The sequence below is a fragment of the Roseobacter cerasinus genome, from assembly GCF_009811755.1.
Classification (GTDB): domain Bacteria; phylum Pseudomonadota; class Alphaproteobacteria; order Rhodobacterales; family Rhodobacteraceae; genus Roseobacter; species Roseobacter cerasinus.
The window spans coordinates 319,918-341,892 of record NZ_BLIV01000005.1; the positions used below are offsets into that span (position 1 = coordinate 319,918).

The 21,975-nt window shown below is 61.1% G+C and carries 23 protein-coding genes and 1 other RNA gene; 12 read left to right on the forward strand and 12 right to left on the reverse strand.

Going from position 1 to position 21,975, the window contains the following annotated elements; genetic code table 11:
* Positions 1 to 57 precede the first annotated feature (57 nt).
* The 5 genes from So717_RS14570 to So717_RS14590 all read right to left on the reverse strand — a co-directional run bounded on the left by So717_RS14570 (position 58) and on the right by So717_RS14590 (position 6,475).
* Positions 58 to 1,638: an ABC transporter ATP-binding protein gene (locus So717_RS14570; RefSeq protein ID WP_159978545.1), complete on the reverse strand. Its 1,581-nt coding sequence runs from the start codon at positions 1,636 to 1,638 to the stop codon at positions 58 to 60.
* Positions 1,635 to 2,741, reverse strand: a complete 1,107-nt coding sequence (locus tag So717_RS14575) for an ABC transporter permease (protein WP_159978547.1) — start codon at positions 2,739 to 2,741, stop codon at positions 1,635 to 1,637. Before So717_RS14575 ends, So717_RS14570 begins: the two co-directional genes overlap by 4 nt.
* Complete coding sequence (locus So717_RS14580; RefSeq protein WP_159978549.1) at positions 2,741 to 3,835, reverse strand: microcin C ABC transporter permease YejB; 1,095 nt, start codon at positions 3,833 to 3,835, stop codon at positions 2,741 to 2,743. The genes So717_RS14575 and So717_RS14580 overlap by 1 nt, the downstream gene beginning before the upstream one ends.
* A 7-nt stretch (positions 3,836 to 3,842) precedes the next feature.
* The gene (locus So717_RS14585; RefSeq protein WP_159978551.1) at positions 3,843 to 5,774 is read right to left on the reverse strand and encodes an extracellular solute-binding protein; all 1,932 of its coding nucleotides are present in this window, start codon (positions 5,772 to 5,774) and stop codon (positions 3,843 to 3,845) included.
* A 197-nt stretch (positions 5,775 to 5,971) separates the two neighbouring features.
* Entirely contained in the window at positions 5,972 to 6,475 is a 504-nt protein-coding gene (locus tag So717_RS14590) for a c-type cytochrome (protein ID WP_159978553.1), read from the reverse strand.
* A 118-nt stretch (positions 6,476 to 6,593) separates the two neighbouring features.
* Here So717_RS14590 and So717_RS14595 point away from each other — a divergent pair, with 118 nt between their 5' ends.
* On the forward strand, positions 6,594 to 7,436 hold the full coding sequence (locus So717_RS14595; protein WP_159978555.1) for a prephenate dehydratase: 843 nt from the start codon (positions 6,594 to 6,596) through the stop codon (positions 7,434 to 7,436).
* On the opposite strand, the gene So717_RS14600 is transcribed toward So717_RS14595, so the two are convergent.
* Together So717_RS14600 and nudC are read right to left on the reverse strand one after the other, a co-directional pair.
* Positions 7,433 to 7,912, reverse strand: a complete 480-nt coding sequence (locus So717_RS14600; RefSeq protein ID WP_159978557.1) for an SRPBCC family protein — start codon at positions 7,910 to 7,912, stop codon at positions 7,433 to 7,435. The two genes, So717_RS14595 and So717_RS14600, sit on opposite strands and share 4 nt — an antisense overlap.
* A gap of 24 nt (positions 7,913 to 7,936) precedes the next feature.
* On the reverse strand, positions 7,937 to 8,905 hold the full coding sequence (nudC, locus tag So717_RS14605; protein WP_159978559.1) for an NAD(+) diphosphatase: 969 nt from the start codon (positions 8,903 to 8,905) through the stop codon (positions 7,937 to 7,939).
* 118 nt (positions 8,906 to 9,023) lie between these two features.
* Here nudC and So717_RS14610 point away from each other — a divergent pair, with 118 nt between their 5' ends.
* Positions 9,024 to 10,913, forward strand: coding sequence for a 5'-nucleotidase C-terminal domain-containing protein (locus So717_RS14610; protein WP_238840959.1), 1,890 nt, complete (start codon positions 9,024 to 9,026; stop codon positions 10,911 to 10,913).
* A 44-nt stretch (positions 10,914 to 10,957) separates the two neighbouring features.
* An RNA gene (ffs, locus tag So717_RS14615) (signal recognition particle sRNA small type) lies at positions 10,958 to 11,056 on the forward strand.
* A 48-nt stretch (positions 11,057 to 11,104) separates the two neighbouring features.
* Here the strand turns inward: ffs and So717_RS14620 are convergent.
* Positions 11,105 to 11,986, reverse strand: coding sequence for an alpha/beta hydrolase family protein (locus tag So717_RS14620; RefSeq protein ID WP_159978560.1), 882 nt, complete (start codon positions 11,984 to 11,986; stop codon positions 11,105 to 11,107).
* 83 nt (positions 11,987 to 12,069) lie between these two features.
* On the opposite strand from So717_RS14620, the gene So717_RS14625 reads away from it, so the two are divergent.
* From So717_RS14625 to recR, 6 genes are all read left to right on the forward strand, one after another.
* Positions 12,070 to 12,648, forward strand: a complete 579-nt coding sequence (locus So717_RS14625) for a TetR/AcrR family transcriptional regulator (RefSeq protein WP_159978562.1) — start codon at positions 12,070 to 12,072, stop codon at positions 12,646 to 12,648.
* An 83-nt stretch (positions 12,649 to 12,731) separates the two neighbouring features.
* Entirely contained in the window at positions 12,732 to 14,495 is a 1,764-nt protein-coding gene (locus tag So717_RS14630) for a DNA polymerase III subunit gamma/tau (RefSeq protein WP_159978564.1), read from the forward strand.
* The gene (locus tag So717_RS14635) at positions 14,488 to 14,886 is read left to right on the forward strand and encodes a Rid family hydrolase (RefSeq protein ID WP_159978566.1); all 399 of its coding nucleotides are present in this window, start codon (positions 14,488 to 14,490) and stop codon (positions 14,884 to 14,886) included. The genes So717_RS14630 and So717_RS14635 overlap by 8 nt, the downstream gene beginning before the upstream one ends.
* 42 nt (positions 14,887 to 14,928) lie before the next feature.
* Positions 14,929 to 15,273: a YbaB/EbfC family nucleoid-associated protein gene (locus So717_RS14640; protein ID WP_159978568.1), complete on the forward strand. Its 345-nt coding sequence runs from the start codon at positions 14,929 to 14,931 to the stop codon at positions 15,271 to 15,273.
* Between the two features lie 6 nt (positions 15,274 to 15,279).
* Entirely contained in the window at positions 15,280 to 16,257 is a 978-nt protein-coding gene (locus tag So717_RS14645) for a hypothetical protein (RefSeq protein WP_159978570.1), read from the forward strand.
* A 32-nt stretch (positions 16,258 to 16,289) separates the two neighbouring features.
* Entirely contained in the window at positions 16,290 to 16,883 is a 594-nt protein-coding gene (recR, locus tag So717_RS14650; protein WP_159978572.1) for a recombination mediator RecR, read from the forward strand.
* 58 nt (positions 16,884 to 16,941) lie between these two features.
* Here recR and So717_RS14655 read toward each other — a convergent pair whose 3' ends face one another.
* Together So717_RS14655 and So717_RS14660 are read right to left on the reverse strand one after the other, a co-directional pair.
* The gene (locus So717_RS14655; protein WP_159978574.1) at positions 16,942 to 17,787 is read right to left on the reverse strand and encodes a hypothetical protein; all 846 of its coding nucleotides are present in this window, start codon (positions 17,785 to 17,787) and stop codon (positions 16,942 to 16,944) included.
* Positions 17,788 to 17,953: 166 nt separating this feature from the next.
* A complete protein-coding gene (locus So717_RS14660) occupies positions 17,954 to 18,724 on the reverse strand; it encodes a DUF1013 domain-containing protein (RefSeq protein ID WP_159978576.1) in 771 nt (256 codons plus the stop codon).
* Positions 18,725 to 18,862: 138 nt separating this feature from the next.
* On the opposite strand from So717_RS14660, the gene So717_RS14665 reads away from it, so the two are divergent.
* Entirely contained in the window at positions 18,863 to 19,492 is a 630-nt protein-coding gene (locus tag So717_RS14665; RefSeq protein ID WP_159978578.1) for a ribonuclease T2 family protein, read from the forward strand.
* Positions 19,489 to 19,653 (forward strand): hypothetical protein, encoded by a 165-nt coding sequence (locus So717_RS14670; protein ID WP_159978580.1) that lies wholly within the window; start codon positions 19,489 to 19,491, stop codon positions 19,651 to 19,653. The genes So717_RS14665 and So717_RS14670 overlap by 4 nt, the downstream gene beginning before the upstream one ends.
* Before the next feature lie 116 nt (positions 19,654 to 19,769).
* Here the strand turns inward: So717_RS14670 and So717_RS14675 are convergent, their stop codons facing one another.
* Positions 19,770 to 20,759, reverse strand: a complete 990-nt coding sequence (locus tag So717_RS14675; protein WP_159978582.1) for an NAD(P)H-quinone oxidoreductase — start codon at positions 20,757 to 20,759, stop codon at positions 19,770 to 19,772.
* Between the two features lie 77 nt (positions 20,760 to 20,836).
* Positions 20,837 to 21,535: a COQ9 family protein gene (locus So717_RS14680; protein ID WP_159978584.1), complete on the reverse strand. Its 699-nt coding sequence runs from the start codon at positions 21,533 to 21,535 to the stop codon at positions 20,837 to 20,839.
* Positions 21,536 to 21,650: 115 nt separating this feature from the next.
* On the opposite strand from So717_RS14680, the gene rpsU reads away from it, so the two are divergent.
* Entirely contained in the window at positions 21,651 to 21,857 is a 207-nt protein-coding gene (gene rpsU, locus So717_RS14685; protein ID WP_008207378.1) for a 30S ribosomal protein S21, read from the forward strand.
* Positions 21,858 to 21,975: the final 118 nt, after the last annotated feature.

The following is a 21,975-nucleotide window of genomic DNA, read 5'->3' on the forward strand; positions in this document are numbered from 1 at the left end:
GTGCAGGGCGGCCCAAGGCCCGCCCCACCTGCTGGTTGCTCCCTTGGTCGCGTGGTTTCAAACGGCGGCTTGCAGGAGCGTGCGGGTGTAGTCATGTTGCGGCGCGTCAAATATCGCGTCGACATCTCCGATTTCGACCACATCCCCATGCTTCATCACCATCACCTGATGCGACATGGCGCGTACGACCTTGAGGTCATGGCTGATGAAGATATAGGCCAGCCCGTATTTTGCCTGCAGGTCGCGCAAGAGATCGACGATCTGCACCTGCACGGTCATGTCCAGTGCGGAGGTCGGCTCGTCCAGGACCAGCAGGCGCGGGCGCAGAACCATCGCGCGCGCGATGGCGATCCGCTGTCGCTGGCCGCCTGAGAACTCATGCGGGTAACGGTCCATTGTGGCGGGGTCGAGGCCCACCTCGACCATCACCTCGCGCACCAGCTCCCGCGGGTCGCGATCAGCGTCCACTTTGTGGATGCCCAGCCCCTCGGAGATGATCTGAGCGCAGGTCATGCGCGGCGACAGTGAGCCGTAAGGGTCCTGGAAGACGATCTGCATGTCCTTGCGCAAGGCGCGCAGCTCACGCGTAGACCATTTGCGCACGTCCTGCCCATTGAAGACAATCTGCCCTTCGGAGGTAATCAACCGCATCATCGCCAGCGCCAGGGTTGTCTTGCCGGACCCGCTTTCGCCGACGATCCCGATGGTCTCACCCGCCCGCACGGACAGGGTTGCATCATTCACGGCCTTCACGTGACCTACAGTGCGGCGCAGCAGACCCGCCTGAATGGGGAACCACACCTTCAGATGCTCGGTCCGGGCCACGGTCTCCGCATCCGTCGGGACCGGCGTCGGCTGACCCGATGGCTCTGCACTGAGCAGTTTCTTGGTGTAGGGATGCTGTGGTGCATCAAAGATATCTGTCGCGCGGCCCGTCTCTACGATTTCGCCGTGCTGCATCACGCAGACACGGTCCGCGATGCGGCGCACGATGCCCAAGTCATGGGTGATGAACAAAAGCCCCATGCCCAGACGGTCCTTGAGCGCCTTGAGCAGGTCCAGGATCTGCGCCTGAATGGTCACATCCAGCGCGGTGGTGGGCTCGTCCGCAATCAGCACATCAGGTTCATTGACAAGCGCCATGGCAATCATCACCCGTTGCCGCTGGCCACCCGAGAGCTGATGCGGGTAGCTGCCCAGCCGCGTCTCCGGATCGGGGATGCCCACCTGTTCGAGTAGCTCAAGGATACGCGTGCGCGCCGCAGCTCCGGCCAGACCCTGGTGCAGTGCGATGCTTTCTGCCAGCTGCTTTTCGATGGTGTGCAGGGGGTTCAGCGAGGTCATCGGCTCCTGAAAGATGAAGCTGATGTCATTGCCGCGCACCTTGCGCAGCAGCGACTCGCCCGCGCCGATCATCTGCTGGCCATCGTAGGTGACCGACCCGGAGATCTCTGCACTGTCACCGAGCAACGATACTGTCGACAGCGCCGAGACGGATTTGCCGGAGCCCGACTCGCCCACCAGCGCAACGGTCTCGCCACGTTCAACCGAGAAGCTGACGCCCTTGACCGCTTCTGTCAGCGCGCCATCCTGCCGGAAGCTCACCCGCAGGTCTTTCACGTCGAGCAAGGCGCTCATGAAAAGGTCTTTCTGGGGTCAAAGGCATCGCGGATGCCCTCGAAAATGAAGATCAGCAGCGACAGCATGATCGCAAAGGTGAAGAAGGCGGTGAAGGCCAGCCAAGGGGCCTGCAGGTTCTGCTTGGCTTGCAAGGTCAGCTCTCCCAACGATGGCGCGGACGACGGCAGGCCGAAGCCCAGAAAGTCCAGGATCGCCAGAGTCGAGATTGTGCCAGTCACGATGAAGGGCAGCATCGTGAGCGTGGCGACCATGGCGTTGGGCAACATGTGGCGGAACATGATGGTCGTGTTGCCGACGCCCAGGGCGCGCGCGGCGCGCACATATTCGAGGTTCCGCGCGCGCAGGAACTCTGCCCGCACGACGCCGACCAGCGAGGTCCAACTGAACAGCACCAAGAGGATCACCAAAAGCCAGAAACTTCGCCCCAGGATCGCGAACATGATGATGATCACATAGAGCGAGGGCGTGGACGCCCAAATCTCAATGATCCGCTGAAAGATAAGGTCGGTCTTGCCGCCAAAGAACCCCTGCACGGCGCCCGCGATGATGCCAATGATGCTGGCAGCGCCCGTCACGATCAGCGTGAAGAGGATCGACAGCCGGAACCCGTGAATGACGCGCGCCAGCACGTCGCGCTTGGTGCCATCGGTGCCCAGAAGGTTCTCGCCATTGGGCGGCAGGGGGGCAGCACCCGGGCGGTCCACAGCGGTGTCGAAGGAATAGGGGATCAACGGCCAGATGGCCCAGCCGTTCTCGATCGCTTCACCCTCGATGACGCCATCCTGCGCATCTTCGATATAGCCCTCCGGATCGTCGAAACAGAGGTCGAGCCCTCCCGTCTCGATCAGGCATTTAACCTCCGGGTCACGGTAGACGGCCTCGGTCTGGAAATCGCCGCCAAATTCCGTTTCGGGGTAGAAATTCCAGATCGGAGTGTAATAGCTGCCACGGTACTGCACGAGGATCGGCTTGTCATAGGCCACGAACTCGGCCATGAGCGAGACCCCGAAGAGCAGAGCAAAGAGCCACAGCGACCAATAGGCGCGGCGATTGCGCTTGAAATTGCGCCAGCGCCGCTGGTTGAGAGGGGAAAGCGCCATCAGCCTTCCCTCCGCTCGAAGTCGATGCGCGGGTCGACCAGCACATACATCAGATCCGACAGGATGCCGACGATCAGGCCGATCAACCCGAAAATAAAGAGCGTGCCGAAGACCACCGGATAGTCACGCGCAACGGCTGCCTCGAAACCGAGGCGCCCCAGGCCATCGAGGCTGAAGATCGTCTCGATGATCAGAGAGCCGCCAAAGAACACGCCGATAAACACCGCCGGAAACCCCGCGATCACAATCAGCATCGCGTTGCGGAAGACATGGCCATAAAGCACACGTCTTTCGGGCAAGCCTTTGGCACGGGCGGTGATGACATATTGCTTTTTGATCTCGTCCAGAAAACTGTTCTTGGTCAGCAGCGTCAATGTGGCGAAGGCCGAGATGGTTGATGCCAGCACCGGCAAGGTGATGTGCCAGAAGTAATCCGCGACTTTGCCCAAGGGGCTCAGCTGATCGAAGTTGTCCGACGTCAGACCCCGCAACGGGAAGAGTTGCCAGTACGATCCACCCGCAAACAACACCAGAAGCAGGATCGCGAAGAGAAAGCCGGGGATGGCATAGGCTGCGATAATCGCACCGGACGTCCAGGTGTCGAAACTGGTGCCGTCTTTCACCGCCTTGCGAATGCCCAGCGGGATCGACACAAGATAGGCAATCAGCGTCGACCAGAGCCCTAATGTGATCGAGACGGGCAATTTCTCCTTGATCAGATCAATGACCGAGATTGATCGGAAATAGCTCTCTCCGAAGTCAAACCGCATATAGTTCCAGATCATGTTCAGGAACCTCTGGACAGGCGGCTTGTCGAAACCGAACTCACGCTCAAGCTCTTCGATGAACTCCGGTGGCAAACCTCGCGCGCCAACGTAGTTGCTGTTCTCAGACGCTGCGTTCAGCTCATCCGCGCCAGCGTCATTGTTGGTCCCGGCGAAGGCGCCAAACACATCACCGCCCCCCTGTGCCCTCGCGATGGCCTGCTCTACCGGGCCACCAGGCACAAATTGCACCAGTGCGAAGTTGATCAGCATGATCCCCAACAACGTCGGAATGATCAGCATGAGCCTGCGAAAAATATAGGCGCCCATGGTGCGATTACCTCAGGGCGCCCGCCACCCGTAACGCATCCGACTTGTCTTGATTGTACCACCAGAAATCAAGGTGCCCGAGCGCATAGGGCGGGATTTGTTCGGGATGCTCGTATTGATCGTAGTGGGCAACCCAGTAGCTGGGATTGTACCACAAGGGGATCATGAAAAATTCATAGCGCAACGCGCGGTCGAGCGCCATGACCGCCGCCTTTTCGTCTTCTCTGGTGAGCGCTTGCAAGGACTTTTCGATTATGGCGTCAACCAATGGGCTCGCCAGCCCGGCCGGGTTGAACAGCGAGAACTCTGCAGCTTCAGACCCGTAGTATTGTGCCAGCCCGGTTCCCGTTCCCAGAAACGCCGCGTATTGGTCAAAGACCAGATCATAATCGCGGTCTCTCTCCCGCGATGTGTATTGTGCAGGGTCCACAACTTCGAGAGTGATGTCGATGCCAAGTTTGCGGACATTGGAAACAAAGTTCTCCATCACCGCCTTGCCAGTCGCTGATGTTGAACCGCTGAGCAGGAAATTCAGTTTCAACGGTCTGCCGGATGCATCAATGCGTGTGCCATTGTCACCGATGGTGTAGCCAGCTTCGTCCAGCAATGCCATCGCCTTGCGTGCATTGCGCCTATCAAAGACCCGTGCAGGGTTTGACGTATGCGGCTGACGCACGTCTTCCGTGATCATTCCCGGGGGAACCAGATCGCCCAAGGACTGCAGCAACTCCAGTTCCACGCCTTCTGGCGTTCCTTTCGCCTCAATGGGCGTACCTTGCGAAAAGGAAGACCGTTGTGAAAACAACCCATATTGTAGGCTTTCGTTGGTCCACTCGAAGTTGAAGGCCAGCGCAATCGCTTCGCGGACGCGCCTGTCTTTCAGAACATCTTTGCCCAAATTAAAAACGATCCCGGTCGGCACAGGTGGTGAACCGTTTCGCAGTTCCTTTTTGACGACGTGGCCCTGATCCACCTTGGGGAAATCATATCCCGTAGCCCACTTGCGACTATCTCCCTCCGTCCGCAGAGTATATTCACCCGCTTTGAACGCTTCGAAGGCGGCGGTGTCGTCACCAAAGATCTCCAGGCGAATACGGTCAAAGTTGTTGCGCCCGACATTGATCGGAAGGTCTTTTCCCCAATAATCCGGGTTGCGTTTCAAAACGATGCGCTTGCTCAGATCCACACTCTCGATCACGTAAGGGCCGGAACCGGGCGGTGTCTCCACCCAGGTTTCGTCAAGCCGCGTACCTGTCTCATCAAACCATTTCTTCGGCCATACGGTGGTGCCGCCGACCTGCTCGATCAGGCTGCGGCGCGAAATGCCATCTGCGAAGTAGAATTTGACGGTATGATCATCGATTGCCTCGACATTGGGGATACGCTTTTTCACCGCCTCGCGGAAGGATCTGAGACCTTGGTCCAGAATCAGGTTATGACTGAAGACAACATCATGAGCGGTCACGGGTGTCCCATCCGAGAATCGGGCCTCGGGGCGCATATGGAAGATGACCCATTCCCGCCCGGGAGGGTACTCAACGCTCTCGCACAAGAGGCAGTAATATTCGCTATAAACGTCTGCGGGCAACGCAACACGACTTGGTGCCTCTCCCAGAATGCTTTCATAGTGGAAAATGGAAAACAGATGCGCGCGCCCCTTTCCATTATAGGGGTTCATAGAGTCGAGGGTCCCGACGAAAGGCAGAGAAACCTCGCCGCCTTTGGGAGCGTCGGGATTGACATAGTTAAAATGATTGAAATCTTCTGGATAGGTCAGAGTACCATAGAAAGAATAACCATGGCTGACGATGGTCTCTTCTTCAGCGCGGCTATCACCCGCCCAGATCAGCGCAACCGTCAGGGCCAGTACCCCAAACACACTCTGAATGGACCGACTGATAGCCCTGCGTCCTGGCGCGCGGCTTTCTACGGGTGTCATCTGGCATATCCTCCGGTCTTCTACAGCCTGTCTCGGTCTCTTGGTCGTTAACCATGTATGCTAACGGGACGTCTCGCCAAGTTACAAGTTGCGAAAATGTGATCTGGCAGGACCAGACCATCCCAACGACAAAAAGCCGCCTGTTTCTTAACAAGCGGCTTTTTTGGTTAATTTGTCGTTAAGACCAGATCTCTGAATCAGTTGGCGAGGCTGTCAAGATAGGCGATCAGATCGGCCCGCTCTTCCACTTTCTTCAGACCTGCAAAGCTCATCGAGGTGCCGGGCGCATAGGACGATGGCCGCTCCAGGAACCCGTTCAGGTTTTCGGCCGTCCAGGCCCCTTCCATGGATGCCAGAGTATCGGAGTAGTTGAACCCGCCCACGGCACCCTTGTCGCGGCCAACCACGCCATAGAGGTGCGGGCCGGTTCCATTTTCACCGTCTGCCAGCTTGTGGCAGGCCGAGCATTTGCGGAAGACCTTGGCGCCATCTTCCGGATCAGCCGCCGCGAGAATGGTCGCGAAATCGACCTCTTCCACTTCTGCGACCTCTTCGCCACCTTCCACTTCGATCACATAGGACGCTTCGCCGTGGCTTTGGACGTGATAGAGTTCTTCCGCTGCCCACTTGCCGAGCAGAAACACGAGCAGCGCGCCGCAAACCGCCCCGGCTGCTTTGGTGAAGGTCATTGTGTCGAACATTCTCATGAATCCGTTGCTAAGGGTTTGCCGCTATCTATTGCTTCACCTTGGCGGAGGCAAGGTGTAGTTACCGCGACCAATCGCCCTCGCATAGAAGAAAACACCCAAGGAACACTTAATGAGTACCGCATCCGCCACCCGCATTGCCTTTCAGGGAGAGCTGGGCGCCTACAGTCACGAGGCCTGTCTGAATGCCCGCCCGAACGCCACCCCGGTCCCGTGCCGGACGTTTGAGGATGTCGTCAAGGCGATGCATGACGGGCAGGCCGATCTGGCCATGCTGCCGGTGGAGAACACCACCTATGGACGTGTCGCGGACATCCATACGCTGCTGCCCAAATCCGGGCTGCATATCATCGAAGAGGCCTTTGTCCGCGTGCGCATCAACCTGATGGCGCCCAAGGGCACCACGCTGGAGCAGGTCAAACACGTGCGTGCGCATCTTGTGCTGCTGCCGCAGGCACGCGCCTTTCTCGATGCGCATGGCATCACAAGCGAAGCAGCCGCCGACAGCGCGGGCGCAGCCGCAGAACTGGCTGAAAGTGCAGAGAAGGGTGTCGGCGCGCTGGCCAGTGCAGTCGCCGCAGAGATGCACGGCCTCGAAATCCTGGCGCGCGACGTCGAGGACATGCAACATAACACCACGCGTTTTTTGCTGATGGCCCATGCGCCGGACCATTCCCGCAGGGCCGAGAAGATGATCACCAGCTTTGTCTTCGAGGTGCGCAACATTCCCGCCGCGCTTTACAAGGCGATGGGTGGATTTGCCACCAACGGCATCAACATGACCAAGCTGGAAAGCTATATGGTGGGCGGGTCGTTTACGGCGACGCAATTCTACGCCGATATCGAAGGTCACCCGGATGACCCAGGTGTGCGGCGCGCGCTCGAAGAGCTCGACTATTTCACCAATATGGTTGAGATTCTGGGCGTCTACCCGGCGGATCCGGGGCGCGACTAGTCTTCACCCGGACGCTGCCACTCAGCTTTGAGTTCCAACTCCTTCAGATACTGCGCGACCCGAGCCTTGTACCGCTCGGTCAGCCGGGCCTTGGCGATCTTCAGCGATTGCAGCAAAAGACGCGCCGCCAGCGTGCCGGGCCGCATCTCAAGGCTGACCATAACGCGCGTGCGCTGCGGTGACAGAGCGAGCAGTTCGACACGGCTTTGCCCTTTGATACCCTGCGAGGTGAAATCGACCCCGATCACATGCGGCGCAATAAGCTCCGTCAGTAGCACCTCAACCCGGCGTCCCCGGTTGCGATGCACAAAGACGGCCATCCACTGCATCCCGACGGCCGGCCCGTCGAGGGCGTCCAGCCGCTGGATCTGCGCACCCCGACGCCGGGCCGCCTGCTCCAGCTCGGAAAACTCCGTCAACAGGTCAAAAGCCTGCTGGATCGGGACAGCCATCACCTCTTGCGTCGAGAATTTCATGGCTCATCTGCCCTCGAGCGCACGCTAGTCCAGCCGGTCTGCAAGCCAGTTCTCCAGCAGAAAATGCGCAATCGCGCCCTTGCGCGCCGGGCGGATTACGGGGTGATCCCCGGCAAAAACAGTCATCATCTCTTCGCGCGAGACCCACAGCGCATCCTCGATCTCGACAGGGTCAACGGTGATCTCTTCGCTGATGGCCTCGCCCGCACATCCAAACATCAGAGAGGCCGGAAACGGCCAGGGCTGACTGGCCAGATAGCGCACAGGGCCAACCTTGACCTGCGTCTCCTCGAACACTTCGCGGCGCACGGCGGCTTCCAATGTCTCGCCCGGCTCAACAAAGCCGGCCAGAAGGGAATACATGCCTTCCGGCCACCCGGGCGACCGCCCCAGGAGGACCGAGTTGCCCCGGGTCACCAGCATGATGACAACGGGATCGGTGCGCGGGAAATGCGCCCCGTTGCACGCCGTGCAACGGCGCTGCCACCCGGCCTGGGCGATATCTGATGGCGCTCCGCAGCGCGCGCAGAACTTATGCGTCTCGTGCCACCCCAGGATCGCCTTGCCGGTGGCCGCAAGCTCGGCGTCCCGCGGGCTCAGCCAGGTCATGACGCGCCGCAGTTCCATGAAGGCCGTGCTCTTCGCCAGCAGCGGGTGACGCTGTTCGGTTGGGTCGAGAAATGCGCCCAGAGCCGTTTCGTCCAAATCATCTGGGACCCAGTCGGTCAGCTCGCAGGCAAAGCGATACGCCCCGTCTTCCCGTCCCAGCAGGATCTGTTCGCTAGAGGTCTGCGCAAGCACGGGATGATCCATCGGCAGCCGCGCCAGCGCCGCAGCCTCACCTGCCTCGATCAGCGGTTTGCCGCGCCAGAACAGAACTGCACGTGTGTCACCCGCTGTCCGCGCCGCCTCCAGCGCCGCCTGGTCCAGCCGCATCTCACCAGCCCGGTCCAGAGACGAGCCGCCAAAGGTTACCGTCTCTGCATGTCTCATAGTGGTCCCCGCATGTGTTGCACGACTGGCACGCGCCCGGCAGCATTTCAAGAGACAAGAGCCCGCGCGAGGTGACCAAGTCTTGCCAACCTTTGCGCGATCTGATGGAAATGAACTCGTGCAAGGGTTGATTTCCTCCAACACGGCGCCCGGACATACGGGCGCGAACCTCGCGGTCGAGCAGGCCCGGTTGCGCATTCTGGCGACCAGCGATCTGCACATGCAGCTCATTGCCTATGACTATGTGAAAGACTGCCAGACCGGGGGCGACAGCCTCGCGCGGCTGGCCACGCTGATCCGCAACGCCCAGTCAGAGGCCGAAAGGATGGGTGCGCTGTGCCTGTTGCTCGACAATGGCGACACGTTGCAGGGCAACCCGCTTGGGTCCTTCCTCGCCAGTCAGCGTGTCACGCCCAACCCGATGGTCACAGCAATGAATGCGCTTGGATATGACGCCGTTGGCCTTGGCAATCACGATTTTGATCACGGGATGGAGCATCTGGCGCGCGCGATGGCGCAATTCGAAGCCCCGATGCTCTGCTCGAACGTCCGCTCCGACCGGCTACCCGCGCTACACCCCGCTGCTGTACTGGACCGTGTGGTGCCGCTGGCCTCGGGCGGCTCGGAGACGCTCAGGATCGGCGTCGTCTCTGCCTTGCCGCAGCAGACGGCGACCTGGAACCGGCAGCATCTGGATCGGTCAACGCGGATCACCGGCCCGCTTGATGCGCTGAAGACCTGCATTGCGCAGGTGAAAGCCGACGGCGCCGATATAGTGATCGCGCTGGCCCATATGGGTATTGCCCAGTTCGATGAAGGTGAGGACCCGCAGAACCAGACCGCTGAGGTGGCGGCCCTCGATCACGTGAACGCAGTGATTGCCGGGCATACGCACCTGCGCTTTCCGGGGCCGGATCATGTCTCTGTCGCGGGGGTCGACTGCGACCGGGGCCTGATCTCTGGCACGGCGGTTGTCATGCCCGGTAACGCCGGTTCTGATCTGGGCGTGATCGACCTTGAACTGGAACGCAGAGGCGCAGCAGGAGATTGGCAGGTTATCGATCAGACTGTCAGCCTGCGGGAACTGACCGCCGATATTCGCGAAGAGCCCGCCATCGCCATGCTCGCCAATGATGCGCATCTGGCGACGCGGAAGCAGCTGGCGGAACCGGTGGCAGATCTGGCCACTCCGATGCATAGCTACTTCGCTCTGGCCGCACCAAGCCCGGTTCCGGCGCTGATGGCAGCAGCGAAATGCCATGCGGTTGAACAGGCCATCCAGGGCACGGAACTGGCCGATCTGCCACTGCTCGCAGCCGCCGCGACCCCGGCGACGGGCGGCTTTGAAGGGCCGGAAAACTTCGTCAGCCTGCCTGCAGGTCAGCTGGAACGGCGGCACATCGCGGGGCTCATCCCCTTCGCCAATCAGGTCTGGGCGGTAAAGGCCACCGGCGCGCGGATCATCGGCTGGCTTGAGAGGTCCGCGCTGATCTTCAATGTTCTCAAGCACCGCAACGCCGATCAGGTGCTGATCGATCCACAGGTGCCGGGCTTTCGCTACGATGCAATCTATGGGTTGACCTATCAGATCGACCTGACAGTGCGGCCCCGGTTCGACGCAGCAGGCCGGGCTGTTGAGGGTGCGGTTGGTCGCGTTTCGGACGTGCTCTGGCAGGGTCAGCCGATTCGCCCTGATCAGGAGTTTCTGGTTGCCGTGACAGACCACCGCGCGGGCGGGGGCGGCACATTCCGTCCCTTCGAGGAGAGCGACATCGTCGTGCGCGGCCATGCTCCACTAAAACAGGCACTGACCCAATATCTGGGCAGCTCCGGGCCGGACATGCCGCTGCCCACGCCACCCTGGCGGTTTGCGCCAGCGCCGGGCATCAGCGCAATCCTCTACACGGCGCCCGATGCGCTGAACCATCTGGCTGATATCGCTGGCATGCGCCCCGAACCCTGCGGCTTTACTCAAGACGGGTTTGCGCGGTTGCGGTTGCATCTTTGATGGCTGGCCTTGCGCCTTCTCACTGACCCCACTATATCGGCCACTGAGAGGTTGGCGCGGGCGAGCGCCTCGCCAACCCGGTCAGGTCCGGAAGGAAGCAGCCGTAACGAGCCCCGCTTGGGTCGTTGTCCAGCCTCTCACCTCTCTTCCCCTCAAAACAGTCACCGAAGGCTGGCGGGCGCGGTCGTTGTTCAACGCGGCAGACCAGACGCGCCAAACAGAAGCCTGCTCCAGACCGCGCTGTTTCGTTGCGCGAAGGCACCGATGTGGCCGATTTTGCGCAAACCGGCATCTTCAGGCGCAATGCGCTCCACCTCGACATGACGGTCATAGAGATCGGCCAAGCGCAGGGTGCAGATTTCGGGGCAGACATCATCATCGGTGAATGAGACCAGCCGCACCGCCGAAGCGGCTCTGGACCAGTCGGGTGCGGGCAGACCGCGGCCAGCGGAGTCCAGAAATCCGCCGCGTGTTGTGCACCACCGCCGCCACTCGCGATAAGCCGTGGCGGGCATGTCGGTTCCGAACCCGAGGCGACGCCCGGGCATGTATCCCAGAAGTGCAGTGGCTATCGGCGGCAAGCCGAACCAGAAATAGAGCGCCAGCGCGCGGTAGGGCCACGGATGGTCCGCATGATGCACCAGCCCGCTGGCGACCCCGATGACCCGATCGATTCCGTTGATGTCCGATTGCATCGGCAGCATCATCGCGCCAAGCGAATGGCCCATGACCCACAGTGGCACATCCGGAATGGCGCGACGCAGATGGGACCGCGCCGCCAGACTGTCGCGCAGGCCCCAGTCGGACATGGTGGCGCGGCTGGTCCGGATCTTGCCGGTCAGCGATCTGCCCGTTCCGCGATAGTCATAAGTCAGCACCGCAATACCATGGTCGCACGCCGCCCACTGGGCAAAGGCGCGGTAGTAGCCCTGTGGCACACCGGTGGCGCCATTGAGCACCATCGCGACCCGGGGTGAGAAAGGCGGCGTGTAAAGAGTGCCGCCCAACTCGGCCCCATCCGCCGTCTTGATCAAGCGGCGACGCACAGCTGCCGTTTCAATAACTTTCAGCATGAGACTGGCTTTCTCCTTGCGCTAGACCGTTTGGTCTAATCTCACTACTGGACCATTTGGTCTAGTCATGTCAAGGTTTTCCAATGACCCAAACGGCCCTGCCCACCAAAGACCGGCTGATCCGCGCAGCAGCACAGCTTTTTCGCACCCACGGCTATCACGGCGTTGGTCTCAACGATCTGCTGACGGCCGCCAAAGCGCCCAAAGGCTCGCTCTATCATCACTTTCCGGACGGCAAGGCCGACTTGGCCATCGCAGCGGCAACCTGGGCTTCGGACGAGATGTTACGCGTGATCGCGGCGAGTTTTGCGGAAGTCGACACCTTTGGGGACGGTGCTACGACGCTGTGTTTCAAACTGGCCAAGCTGTTTGACCTGACCGGACAGCAAGACGGCTGCCCGATTGGCTCGACTCTTTTTGAGGGGCCCGGCAATCCGGAATTCCTGCGCCATGCTGCGCGCTGCTATGATGGCTGGATGGCTGAGGTCGAAGACAATGCCCGGCGGCTTGGGCTGTCACCGGAGCAGGCCACCCGTCAAGCCAAACATGTGTTCCTGCTGATCGAAGGTGGCTGGCAACTCGCGCGCGCGCGGCGCAGCTCTGACGTGCTGCGGTCACTGCCGGATCTGTTCCACTCCAATCCCGACAAGGGCACAGGCTGAATCTGACCCACAGGCGCCTGGGCCTGCTGGACGCCGGGGGGTGAAGCCTCTACCTTGCCCGCACCCTGCCCGGAAAGCACACCATGCAAGACAACACATCCAACTATCAGGTCCTGGCCCGCAAATACCGACCCGAGATCTTTGCGGATCTGGTCGGTCAAGATGCGATGGTGCGCACGCTGAAAAACGCCTTTGAGGCGGATCGCATTGCGCAGGCCTTCATGATGACCGGCATCCGGGGCACGGGCAAAACCACCACCGCACGGATCATCGCCAAGGGGATGAACTGCATTGGCCCCGACGGCACTGGCGGGCCGACGACGGAGCCTTGCGGGCAGTGTGAGCATTGCACCGCGATCATGGAGGGGCGCCATGTCGACGTGATCGAGATGGATGCGGCTTCCAACACCGGGGTGGCCAATATCCGCGAGATCATCGATTCGGTGCATTATCGCGCGGCCTCGGCGCGCTACAAGGTCTATGTCATCGACGAGGTGCACATGCTCTCGACCGGGGCGTTCAACGCTCTGCTCAAAACGCTGGAAGAGCCGCCCGCGCATGTGAAATTCATCTTTGCGACCACCGAGATCCGCAAAGTGCCGGTGACGGTGTTGTCGCGCTGCCAGCGGTTTGATCTTCGGCGGATCGAGCCGGAGGTGATGATCGCGCTGATGCGCAAGATTGCAGACGCGGAAGGCGCGCAGATTGCCGAAGATGCGCTGGCGCTGATCGTGCGGGCCGCCGAAGGCTCCGCCCGAGATGCCACCTCGCTGCTGGATCAGGCGATCAGCCACGGTGCGGGCGAGACCTCGGCCGATCAGGTACGCGCGATGCTGGGGCTGGCGGACAGGGGCCGGGTGCTCGATCTCTTCAACATGATTCTGAAGGGGGATGCGGCGGCGGCACTCACCGAGCTGTCAGCGCAATATGCCGAAGGGGCGGACCCGATGGCGGTGCTGCGCGATCTGGCGGAGATCACCCATTGGGTATCGGTGGTGAAGATCACGCCGGAGGCGGCAGAGGACCCGACCGTGTCACCCGACGAGCGCGCGCGGGGGCTGACCATGGCCGACGAGTTGCCGATGCGGGTGCTGACACGGTTATGGCAGATGCTGCTGAAGGCGCTCGACGAGGTGGCAGGCGCACCCAACGCGATGATGGCGGCCGAAATGGCAATCATCCGACTAACCCATGTGGCTGATCTGCCCAGCCCTGAAGAGCTGGTACGCAAGCTGAAAGACGCAACACCTCCCCCTCTGCCGGGTGGACCTGATGGAGGGGGACAGCCTGTGCAAAGCACAGGCGCGCGTGCCGCGGGCGGGGGGGCCTCGGCTGTCGCCTCGGCCCGGACATCCGCGGGCGGCAGTGCCGGGCAGGCCACGGCGCGGGCGCTTGAGGTGCAGGAGGCGCTGGCGCGCTATCCGACCTTTGACCATGTGGTGGAGCTGATCCGCGCCAACCGCGACGGCAAGCTGCTGGCGGATGTGGAAACCGATTTGCGGCTGGCCTCTTACCAGCCGGGGCGCATCGAGTTTCAGCCCACGGAGCGCGCGCCGCGTGATCTGGCGCAACGGTTGGGGCACCGTCTGCAGATGTGGACCGGGAACCGCTGGGCTGTCACGGTTGTGAACGATGGCGGCGGCAAAACCATCGATGAAGTCCGTAACGCCGAAGACTATGCGCTGAAGGAGACCGCCACCGCGCATCCGCTGATGCAGGCGGTTCTTGCGGAATTCCCGAAAGCCCGGATCAGGTACATCCGCACGCGGGACCAGATCGCGGCAGATGCGGTGCAGGAGGCGCTGCCTGAGGTGGAGGACGAGTGGGACCCGTTTGAGGATGACTGAGGTGCGCGCGCTCATCCCCTCTGAAATGGCGGAGCTGGAGCGGGACTGGCAGATGTCGCCCGGGCTGATCTCTGGCCGACATGTCTTTCTGACCGGTTTCAACGGTTGCCCGCTCGACGGCCCGCCATCATCTGACCCCGCCACCCAGATCGAGACAGCCTTTAACGCGGTCGCCATGGTGCTAGCGGAGGCCGGGCTGGATTTTCGCGATGTGGTGGATATGACCAGCTATCACGTGGGGCTGGCCGAGCACCTGGCGCTCTTCCGGCACTTGCGGGCCAAACGCCTGCGACGCCCCTACCCCGCCTGGACCGCGATTGAGGTGGCGGGCTTTGCAACAACGGGCGTGATTGTTGAGCTGAAGGTGGTCGCGCGGCTCAGGACCGGGTAAGGCTAGGACAAAGCTCATGCACACAGAACAAGGACAAAAGACATGTTCAAAGGACTAGGCGGGCTCGGCGATATGGCCGGGATGATGAAAAAGGCCCAGGAAATGCAGGGCAAGATGGCCCAGTTGCAGGAAGACATGCACAATATCATGGTCGAAGGCTCCTCCGGCGCGGGCCTTGTGACGGCAACCTGCACGGCCAAAGGCGAGCTCAAGACGCTGAACATCGACCCCTCCATCTTCAATGGCGACGACAAGGAAGTGGTCGAAGACCTGATCCTCGCAGCCATCAAGGACGCCCAGAGCAAGGCCAGCGAGCGCGCGCAGGCCGAGATGGCCAAGCTGACCGAAGGCATGGGCCTGCCCGCTGACATGAAGCTGCCGTTCTAAGGCACGATGACTGCGCCGCTGCCTCCCGCCCAGTATCGCGTGCCACCCTATTGGATGCGCGCCGGTGGGTGGGTGGTGTTGCTCTCAGCACTGGCGGCGGCGATCTATGCCACCATCGAGGTGGCACAGATCGGCAGGTTGAAAGATGCGGCGCTCATCGCGCTGGTCACGACCAACACGCTCTTCATCTATCGCTTTGGCATTCACATCGCTCCACGTCTGGGCCGGCTGTTTGCGGAGTTTCCCGTTGCAGGCACGGATCCGCAAGGCGCGGTTGATCACCTTTTGGGGGACCGGAAGACCGGTCTGCCCGCTTGTATCTATTCAGGCTTCATCGCCTTTTCGGTCTGGCAGATCGACCCTTGGCGGGATGATGCGGTGCTCACGCTTTGGCTGTGCCTGTTTCTCTTTATGAACAACCTGATCGTCGGCACCGTGATCGTCAGCATCGCGCGCTTCTGGCAACTGGTGCTGCGTGAGCTCGGCACGCTGGACCTGCGCATCCTGAACCTGCACCGCGCGCCCATGATCGACCTGCTGCGCATCAACAGCCAGATTGTCATGGCAACAGCACTGGTGACCTGTCTCGCCATCCTGGGCCTTGTGCTGTCGGACTATGCCATCGACCCGATCATTCTGGTCTTTTCGGTCAGTGCGCTGGCCATGGTGGTGGCCACTTACGCCGTACCGGTCCTGCCTCTGGCCAACCTGCTTGCCGCCAAAAAAGCCGAGGAGCTGGACCGGCTGGAGCGCATGATTGACGCGCGCATCCGGCATCTGGCAAACGAACCACCACGCGACGATCTGGGGCGCGAGATTGACCAACTGCCCAGCCTGGATGATCTGGTCGAGGCGCGCGATCTTGTGATGAAGGTCCGAACCCTGCCGCCCGGCGGGCAAATCTCTGTCTCGGCTGCGGCCATCGTGACCTTCTTGTCTTTCATGCCCACGCTCATAGACTACACGATGCGAAAACTCTTCTGAGCGCATCCAGAGACCAAAGAGGGCAGACACACGTGAGCAGCACCAGAGACATCGACGCGCTGATCGAGTTGATGGCAAAGCTGCCGGGGCTCGGGCCCCGGTCGGCGCGGCGCGCGGTGCTGCATCTGATCCGCAAACGCAGCCTGTTGCTGACCCCGCTGGCTGACGTGATGCAAACCGTCGCGGCAACCGCACGGGAGTGCCTGAACTGCGGCAACGTGGGCACCGCGGATGTCTGCGACATCTGTACCTCGGAAAAACGCGCCAATGGCGAGCTCTGCGTTGTCGAAGACGTGGCGGACCTCTGGGCGATGGAGCGGGCGGGCGTCTTCAAGGGGCGGTATCACGTGCTGGGTGGGACGCTCTCGGCCCTCGATGCGGTGGGCCCGGAGGAGCTGCGCATTCCCCGACTGGTGGACCGTGTGCCCGGTGAGAACATCACCGAAGTCATTCTTGCCCTGAATGCCACCATCGACGGGCAAACCACAGCACATTACATCGCCGACCAGCTGGATGGGCAGGTCAAGCTCACCTCGCTCGCACAGGGTGTGCCGATTGGCGGAGAGCTTGACTACCTCGACGACGGGACCATCACCGCCGCGATGCGCGCGCGCAAAGCCATTTGAGATGTGGAGGCACGGGCTGACAGGGCCGAGGCTGGCCCTGTCATGGGATCGGTCAGGATCAGACCGTCTCGGGGCGCGGTGCTTTCGATTTTTTCTGCGCCTGGCTCTTGCGTGGCTCAAGGGCCAGATTGATGCCCGCCGCCTGCAATGTGGCGTTGAAGGCAACCAGATCCATCTTGTCGCCGTCGATCTGACCCATCAGCGTGGCAAGCAACGCAGGCCGCACAGCGCTCTCAGGAAGGTCGGCCACAAGGTCATCAAGCTCGGAGGCTTGCAGCGCAGCACCTCCAAGGCCGAAGGGTTGCCCGGGTTCGATGGACATCTTGCCTGCCCCGTTGGCCAGAGGAAGCGACGATTGTGTCTGCGCACCAATGCTGCCTTCGGGCTTGAAGTAAGTGGCGCGATTCTGCGGGGTCAGCAACACGTCGACAGGCGTATCGCTCTGCGCGACCTGCTGGAACACACCAAAGCCGCCCGGACCGGGCACAAACTGGAACAGCGCTGGCAAGCTGATGTCGACATAGCCTCGGCATTCAAAATCCGGTGTCGGCGGCGTGCATCCCGGCATCGCAAAAGGATCGCTTGGCAGAACCGCAACCAAGGCCGTTCCATGCGCAGGAACTGTCACCAGCGGGTTGAGGCGAAATGACTTTGCATCCACATCCGCCACAAGTGTGAAGGTCCCCGGCGCGTTGTCCTCCCCGGGCGTGTCGACAAAGACGACCGTGTTATCAAAGAGGCTCCTGTCCGGGTCCGTGATCGGGGATGTGGTGAAATCCAACCGAAAGGACAGCGCCTGATCCTCAAGATTGCTGATCTTGAGGAAATACCCTTGCAGGACGGTATCGGCCGGTCCTTCCGGGGACTGAGGTTTGAAGATGAGTTCAAATTGGGAAACGTTCATAACCAACTCCAGAAAATAAAGGTAAAATCGAAAAGAGGCTAAGTGTGCACGTTTTGCGGGAAAAATCCAATTTTCCTTTTGCAATGGCGCAACCCTCTGGTCTCAAAAAGAAACCCCCAGGGGCCGAGTGGCTCCAGGGGGTGTCAAGTTTTAAATCGGTTGAAGCTCAGCGCTGCGGGTCGCTGTCTTCATCCTCTTCAACTGGCCCGTCAGGCAGGTTGAAGAAGCTGTCTGCGTCGGCAAAGGCTTCGGCGCCCTGTTTCTCTTCCTCTTCCTCCGGCTCGCCCGAGAGGGTGAAGGTCTCCAGCCCCTCGATGGCGGTGGGGATCTTGGGTTCAGCCTCCATGCCGAGGCTCTGCTCGGTGCTGACCAGCTTGCGACGCTCATCATCGCTCATCACCGGCGCATCAGCGGCTTTCTTCGCGGCCGCTTTCTGTACGGCGGCATCCAGTTCAGATTGCTTACAGAGCCCAAGCGCCACCGGGTCGATCGGCTGGATGTTGGCGATGTTCCAGTGGGTGCGTTCGCGGATCGCCTGGATCGTGGGTTTGGTGGTGCCCACCAGCTTGCTGATCTGGCCATCGCTCAGTTCGGGGTGGAATTTCACCAACCAGAGGATCGAGGCTGGGCGGTCTTGTCGTTTCGACAGAGGCGTATAGCGCGGGCCACGGCGTTTCTCTTCGCCTTGCGCTGCTGCGTTGAATTTCAGTTGCAGCTTGTGCAGCGGGTTGGACTGCGCGGCGTCAATCTCGTCCTGCGTCAGCTGGTTGTTAGAGACCGGGTCAAAGCCTTTCACGCCCTGCGCCACATCGCCATCGGCAATCCCCTGCACTTCCAGCTCGTGCATGCCGACGAAATCCGCGATCTGCTTGAAGCTGATGGTGGTGTTGTCCACCAGCCAGACGGCGGTGGCCTTGGCCATGATCGGTTTTGCCATTGTCTTAACTCCTGTCTACCGGTCTGTGCCCACATCTGTCCTGTCGCCTGAAACGGCTGTCCCGGGGGTCGGAACGGTTTCCATTGTGGGGGAACTTGTGGTGTATATAGGCGGATGAGCGGGATAAGGAAAGACCCAATGCGCAGCCTGCTGATCTGGCTGTTGACCGCCCTGCCCCTTGCGGCACAGGAGCATCGGGCGGGTGTGTTCGACTACTACGTGCTCAGCCTCAGTTGGTCGCCAAGTTGGTGCGCGCTGGAAGGCGATGCGCGCGGGTCAGAGCAATGTGACGCCCGGCACGATCACGGATGGATTCTGCACGGGCTCTGGCCACAGTATGCGCGCGGCTATCCTGAGTATTGCCAGACGTCCGCGCGCGCGCCATCGCGGCGCATGACCGGTGAGATGGCGGATATCATGGGCACATCCGGTCTCGCCTGGCATCAATGGAAGAAGCACGGCACTTGCAGCGGGCTGGAGGCGGCGGATTACTATGCGCTCTCCCGCGAGGCTTATGCGCGGGTGACCCGCCCGCCCGTGTTTCGCCGGTTGGAGACGGCGGTGCGGGTGCCACCTTCCGTGGTCGAAGAAGCGTTTCTGGAGGCAAATCCGGGTCTGGGCCCTTATGGCATTACCATAACTTGCCGACAGGGACACATTCAGGAAGCGCGGATTTGCCTGACGCGCGATCTTGAACCGCGCGTTTGCGGTGCAGACCTGCGGCATGATTGCACTGCAGACAATGCGCTTTTCACACCGATCCGATGAACCGTCGCATCATACTCTGGATTGCGGCGGTGAACATCGCACTGCCGGCGCTGATGTCCACTCTACTGGCGGCAGCCTCACTGCCTTCGGCTAGAATGATCGGTTTTCTCGGCTGCGTGATCGTTATCTTCACCCTGAACGAATATAGTGGCTTAGAGTGAAAATGGCTTTGGTCATTGCAAGTTCTTAATCTTCTATCCGCACTGCTCTTCGGGGTTCTGACGTTCTTTCGTGCGATACCGCTTCTACCATTGTTGGCCCGAACACTCTATTCATATTAGCCGCCAGCGACTTCTAAAACGATCTTGCCAATGTGATCCGAACGCTCCATGCGCGCATGCGCCTTGGCTGCCTCTCCCAGCGGGAAGGCCTGGTCCATGACCGGGGCGATGCGCCCGGCGGCCAGCAGAGGCCAGACAGCCTCGCGCAGGTCCTGCGCGATCTGCGCCTTGGCCAGGTCGCTTTGCGGGCGCAGGGTGCTGCCAGTGATTGTCAGCCGCCGCATCATCAGAGGCGCGAAGTTGACCGCCACCTTGGGGCCTTGTAGAAAGGCGATTTGAACCAGCCGCCCGTCATCCGCCAACGCCTTGAGATTACGGGGGATATAGTCGCCTCCCACCATGTCGAGGATCAGATCAGCTCCGCCTTCGGCGCGCAGCACCTCGACAAAATCCTCTTCGTGGTATTTGATCGCGCGTTCTGCGCCCAGCTCGGTACAAGCCGCACATTTCTCGGCAGAGCCCGCGGTGGTGAAAATGCGGGCCCCAAAGGCGCGGGCCAGTTGGATGGCCGTCGTCCCGATGCCGGAGGAGCCACCGTGCACCAGAAAGCGCTCGCCCCCCTTCAAACCACCGCGCGTGAAGACATTGGACCAGACGGTGAAAAAAGTCTCCGGCAGGCAGGCGGCGTCTTTCAGCCCCATGCCGTCCGGCACCGGCAGGCAATGCGCGGCGGGGGTGCAGACATATTCGGCATAACCGCCGCCGGGCAGGAGCGCGCAGACCTGATCGCCCACGGCCAGCCCGGAGACACCCGCACCCAGCGCCACGACCTCTCCGGAGGCTTCGAGCCCGGGCAGGTCGCTGGCTGTGGGCGGCGGCGCGTAAAGACCTGCCCGCTGCAGCGCGTCGGGCCGGTTCACGCCGGCCCAGGCCACCTTGATGACCACCTGCCCATGCGCGGGCTCCGGCACCGGGCGGTCGGTCATCTGCAAAACCTCCGGCCCACCGGGCTTAGTAATCTCAACGGCACGCATCATCTCGGGCATGGATCGGTCCTTTCTGTTGCCCCATGCCTAGCAGGACCGGTCAGAATGGCAAATGCGTCTCAGCGCGCGCGGATCGCCTAGTCGCGCGGGGCGGTCCAACTGCCTGGAAAATCCATCTTTGGCATCCGGGCGGGCGCCTTGATCTGGCTCATCAGCCAGTTGGGGCCAATCATCAGGCGGCTGAGCGTGGGGCTGTTGCGCACCCGGGCCTTCGCCTTCTCGATCTGCATCACATCGTCGATGCGCCGGTCGAGGAAGGCCCATGTCGCCATCGCGTCGGGACTGTCATCGCCCAGCCAGTAAAGCACCGTGGAGGAATAGACCCCGCTGAGCGTCGCGCGTTTTGTGTACCAGTTGATGTCGTCAGAGGTGTCGCCAAGGGCCGTCCAGATGGCATCAACCGTGCCCCAGATCAGCTTTGCCCCGTCGACCGCATACATCGGCAGCGCGAAGAGCGTCGTCCCCCGGCGCACCGCCTCCTTGTCCTCCACCGCCTCCAGCCGCCAGCGGACAGCTGCGGCAACTTTCTCGCGGAATTTCATGCCGCTCATGTCTTCGGATTGAATACTTGCCTGCATGGCGTCATCACCCCTCCGATGGAACGCAATGGCGAGGTCTATCGCACCACGCGGACAGATGGCGCGGGCCACAGTCGGGTCCACTTCAGTGTCGCGAATCGCGGCCTGAAACGTGGCTTCTGACCAGCCGTCGAAGGGCACATGCGCCAAGGCTGCGTCCAGCAACTGCGTTTTTGCGGTCTCATAGGATGTCGTCATATGGAATCTCCAAAGGCGAGATGGGCTGTTCTACTGGACAAGATAGATCGTCCTTGCTATATGCCCACTTCCTGCAAATCCTTGCAACTCAACTTAGAAAGGTGGTGAAAACCACATGCAGGTTAGTGTTCGCGACAACAATGTCGATCAGGCGCTGCGCGCGCTGAAGAAAAAACTGCAGCGCGAAGGTGTCTTCCGCGAAATGAAGCTCAAGCAGCATTTCGAGAAGCCGTCCGAGAAAAAAGCGCGCGAGAAGGCGGAGGCGATCCGCCGCGCCCGCAAGCTGGCACGCAAAAAGGCCCAACGCGAAGGGATGCTCTAAGCAATATCCCGGCTTGGCCGCAGAGATTGCCCCGTACCTTTTCAGGTGCGGGGTTTTTTTGTTCTGGCACCTGCCAGATCGCTAAAATGCAACGCAAAATGCCACCTCACGAGGCGGT

Excerpts from the sequence above, each read along its gene's own strand:
- So717_RS14590 (WP_159978553.1), bottom strand. The coding sequence starts at position 6,475 with ATGTTCGACACAATGACCTTCACCAAAGCAGCCGGGGCGGTTTGCGGC.
- So717_RS14640 (WP_159978568.1), top strand. The coding sequence starts at position 14,929 with ATGTTCAAAGGACTAGGCGGGCTCGGCGATATGGCCGGGATGATGAAA.
- So717_RS14600 (WP_159978557.1), bottom strand. The coding sequence starts at position 7,912 with ATGAAATTCTCGACGCAAGAGGTGATGGCTGTCCCGATCCAGCAGGCT.
- So717_RS14625 (WP_159978562.1), top strand. The coding sequence starts at position 12,070 with ATGACCCAAACGGCCCTGCCCACCAAAGACCGGCTGATCCGCGCAGCA.
- So717_RS14595 (WP_159978555.1), top strand. The coding sequence starts at position 6,594 with ATGAGTACCGCATCCGCCACCCGCATTGCCTTTCAGGGAGAGCTGGGC.
- So717_RS14575 (WP_159978547.1), bottom strand. The coding sequence starts at position 2,741 with ATGGCGCTTTCCCCTCTCAACCAGCGGCGCTGGCGCAATTTCAAGCGC.
- So717_RS14635 (WP_159978566.1), top strand. The coding sequence starts at position 14,488 with ATGACTGAGGTGCGCGCGCTCATCCCCTCTGAAATGGCGGAGCTGGAG.
- nudC (WP_159978559.1), bottom strand. The coding sequence starts at position 8,905 with ATGAGACATGCAGAGACGGTAACCTTTGGCGGCTCGTCTCTGGACCGG.
- So717_RS14620 (WP_159978560.1), bottom strand. The coding sequence starts at position 11,986 with ATGCTGAAAGTTATTGAAACGGCAGCTGTGCGTCGCCGCTTGATCAAG.
- So717_RS14675 (WP_159978582.1), bottom strand. The coding sequence starts at position 20,759 with ATGCCCGAGATGATGCGTGCCGTTGAGATTACTAAGCCCGGTGGGCCG.
- So717_RS14585 (WP_159978551.1), bottom strand. The coding sequence starts at position 5,774 with ATGACACCCGTAGAAAGCCGCGCGCCAGGACGCAGGGCTATCAGTCGG.
- So717_RS14665 (WP_159978578.1), top strand. The coding sequence starts at position 18,863 with ATGCGCAGCCTGCTGATCTGGCTGTTGACCGCCCTGCCCCTTGCGGCA.
- So717_RS14680 (WP_159978584.1), bottom strand. The coding sequence starts at position 21,535 with ATGACGACATCCTATGAGACCGCAAAAACGCAGTTGCTGGACGCAGCC.
- So717_RS14655 (WP_159978574.1), bottom strand. The coding sequence starts at position 17,787 with ATGAACGTTTCCCAATTTGAACTCATCTTCAAACCTCAGTCCCCGGAA.
- So717_RS14630 (WP_159978564.1), top strand. The coding sequence starts at position 12,732 with ATGCAAGACAACACATCCAACTATCAGGTCCTGGCCCGCAAATACCGA.
- So717_RS14670 (WP_159978580.1), top strand. The coding sequence starts at position 19,489 with ATGAACCGTCGCATCATACTCTGGATTGCGGCGGTGAACATCGCACTG.
- So717_RS14645 (WP_159978570.1), top strand. The coding sequence starts at position 15,280 with ATGACTGCGCCGCTGCCTCCCGCCCAGTATCGCGTGCCACCCTATTGG.
- So717_RS14580 (WP_159978549.1), bottom strand. The coding sequence starts at position 3,835 with ATGGGCGCCTATATTTTTCGCAGGCTCATGCTGATCATTCCGACGTTG.
- So717_RS14570 (WP_159978545.1), bottom strand. The coding sequence starts at position 1,638 with ATGAGCGCCTTGCTCGACGTGAAAGACCTGCGGGTGAGCTTCCGGCAG.
- rpsU (WP_008207378.1), top strand. The coding sequence starts at position 21,651 with ATGCAGGTTAGTGTTCGCGACAACAATGTCGATCAGGCGCTGCGCGCG.
- So717_RS14660 (WP_159978576.1), bottom strand. The coding sequence starts at position 18,724 with ATGGCAAAACCGATCATGGCCAAGGCCACCGCCGTCTGGCTGGTGGAC.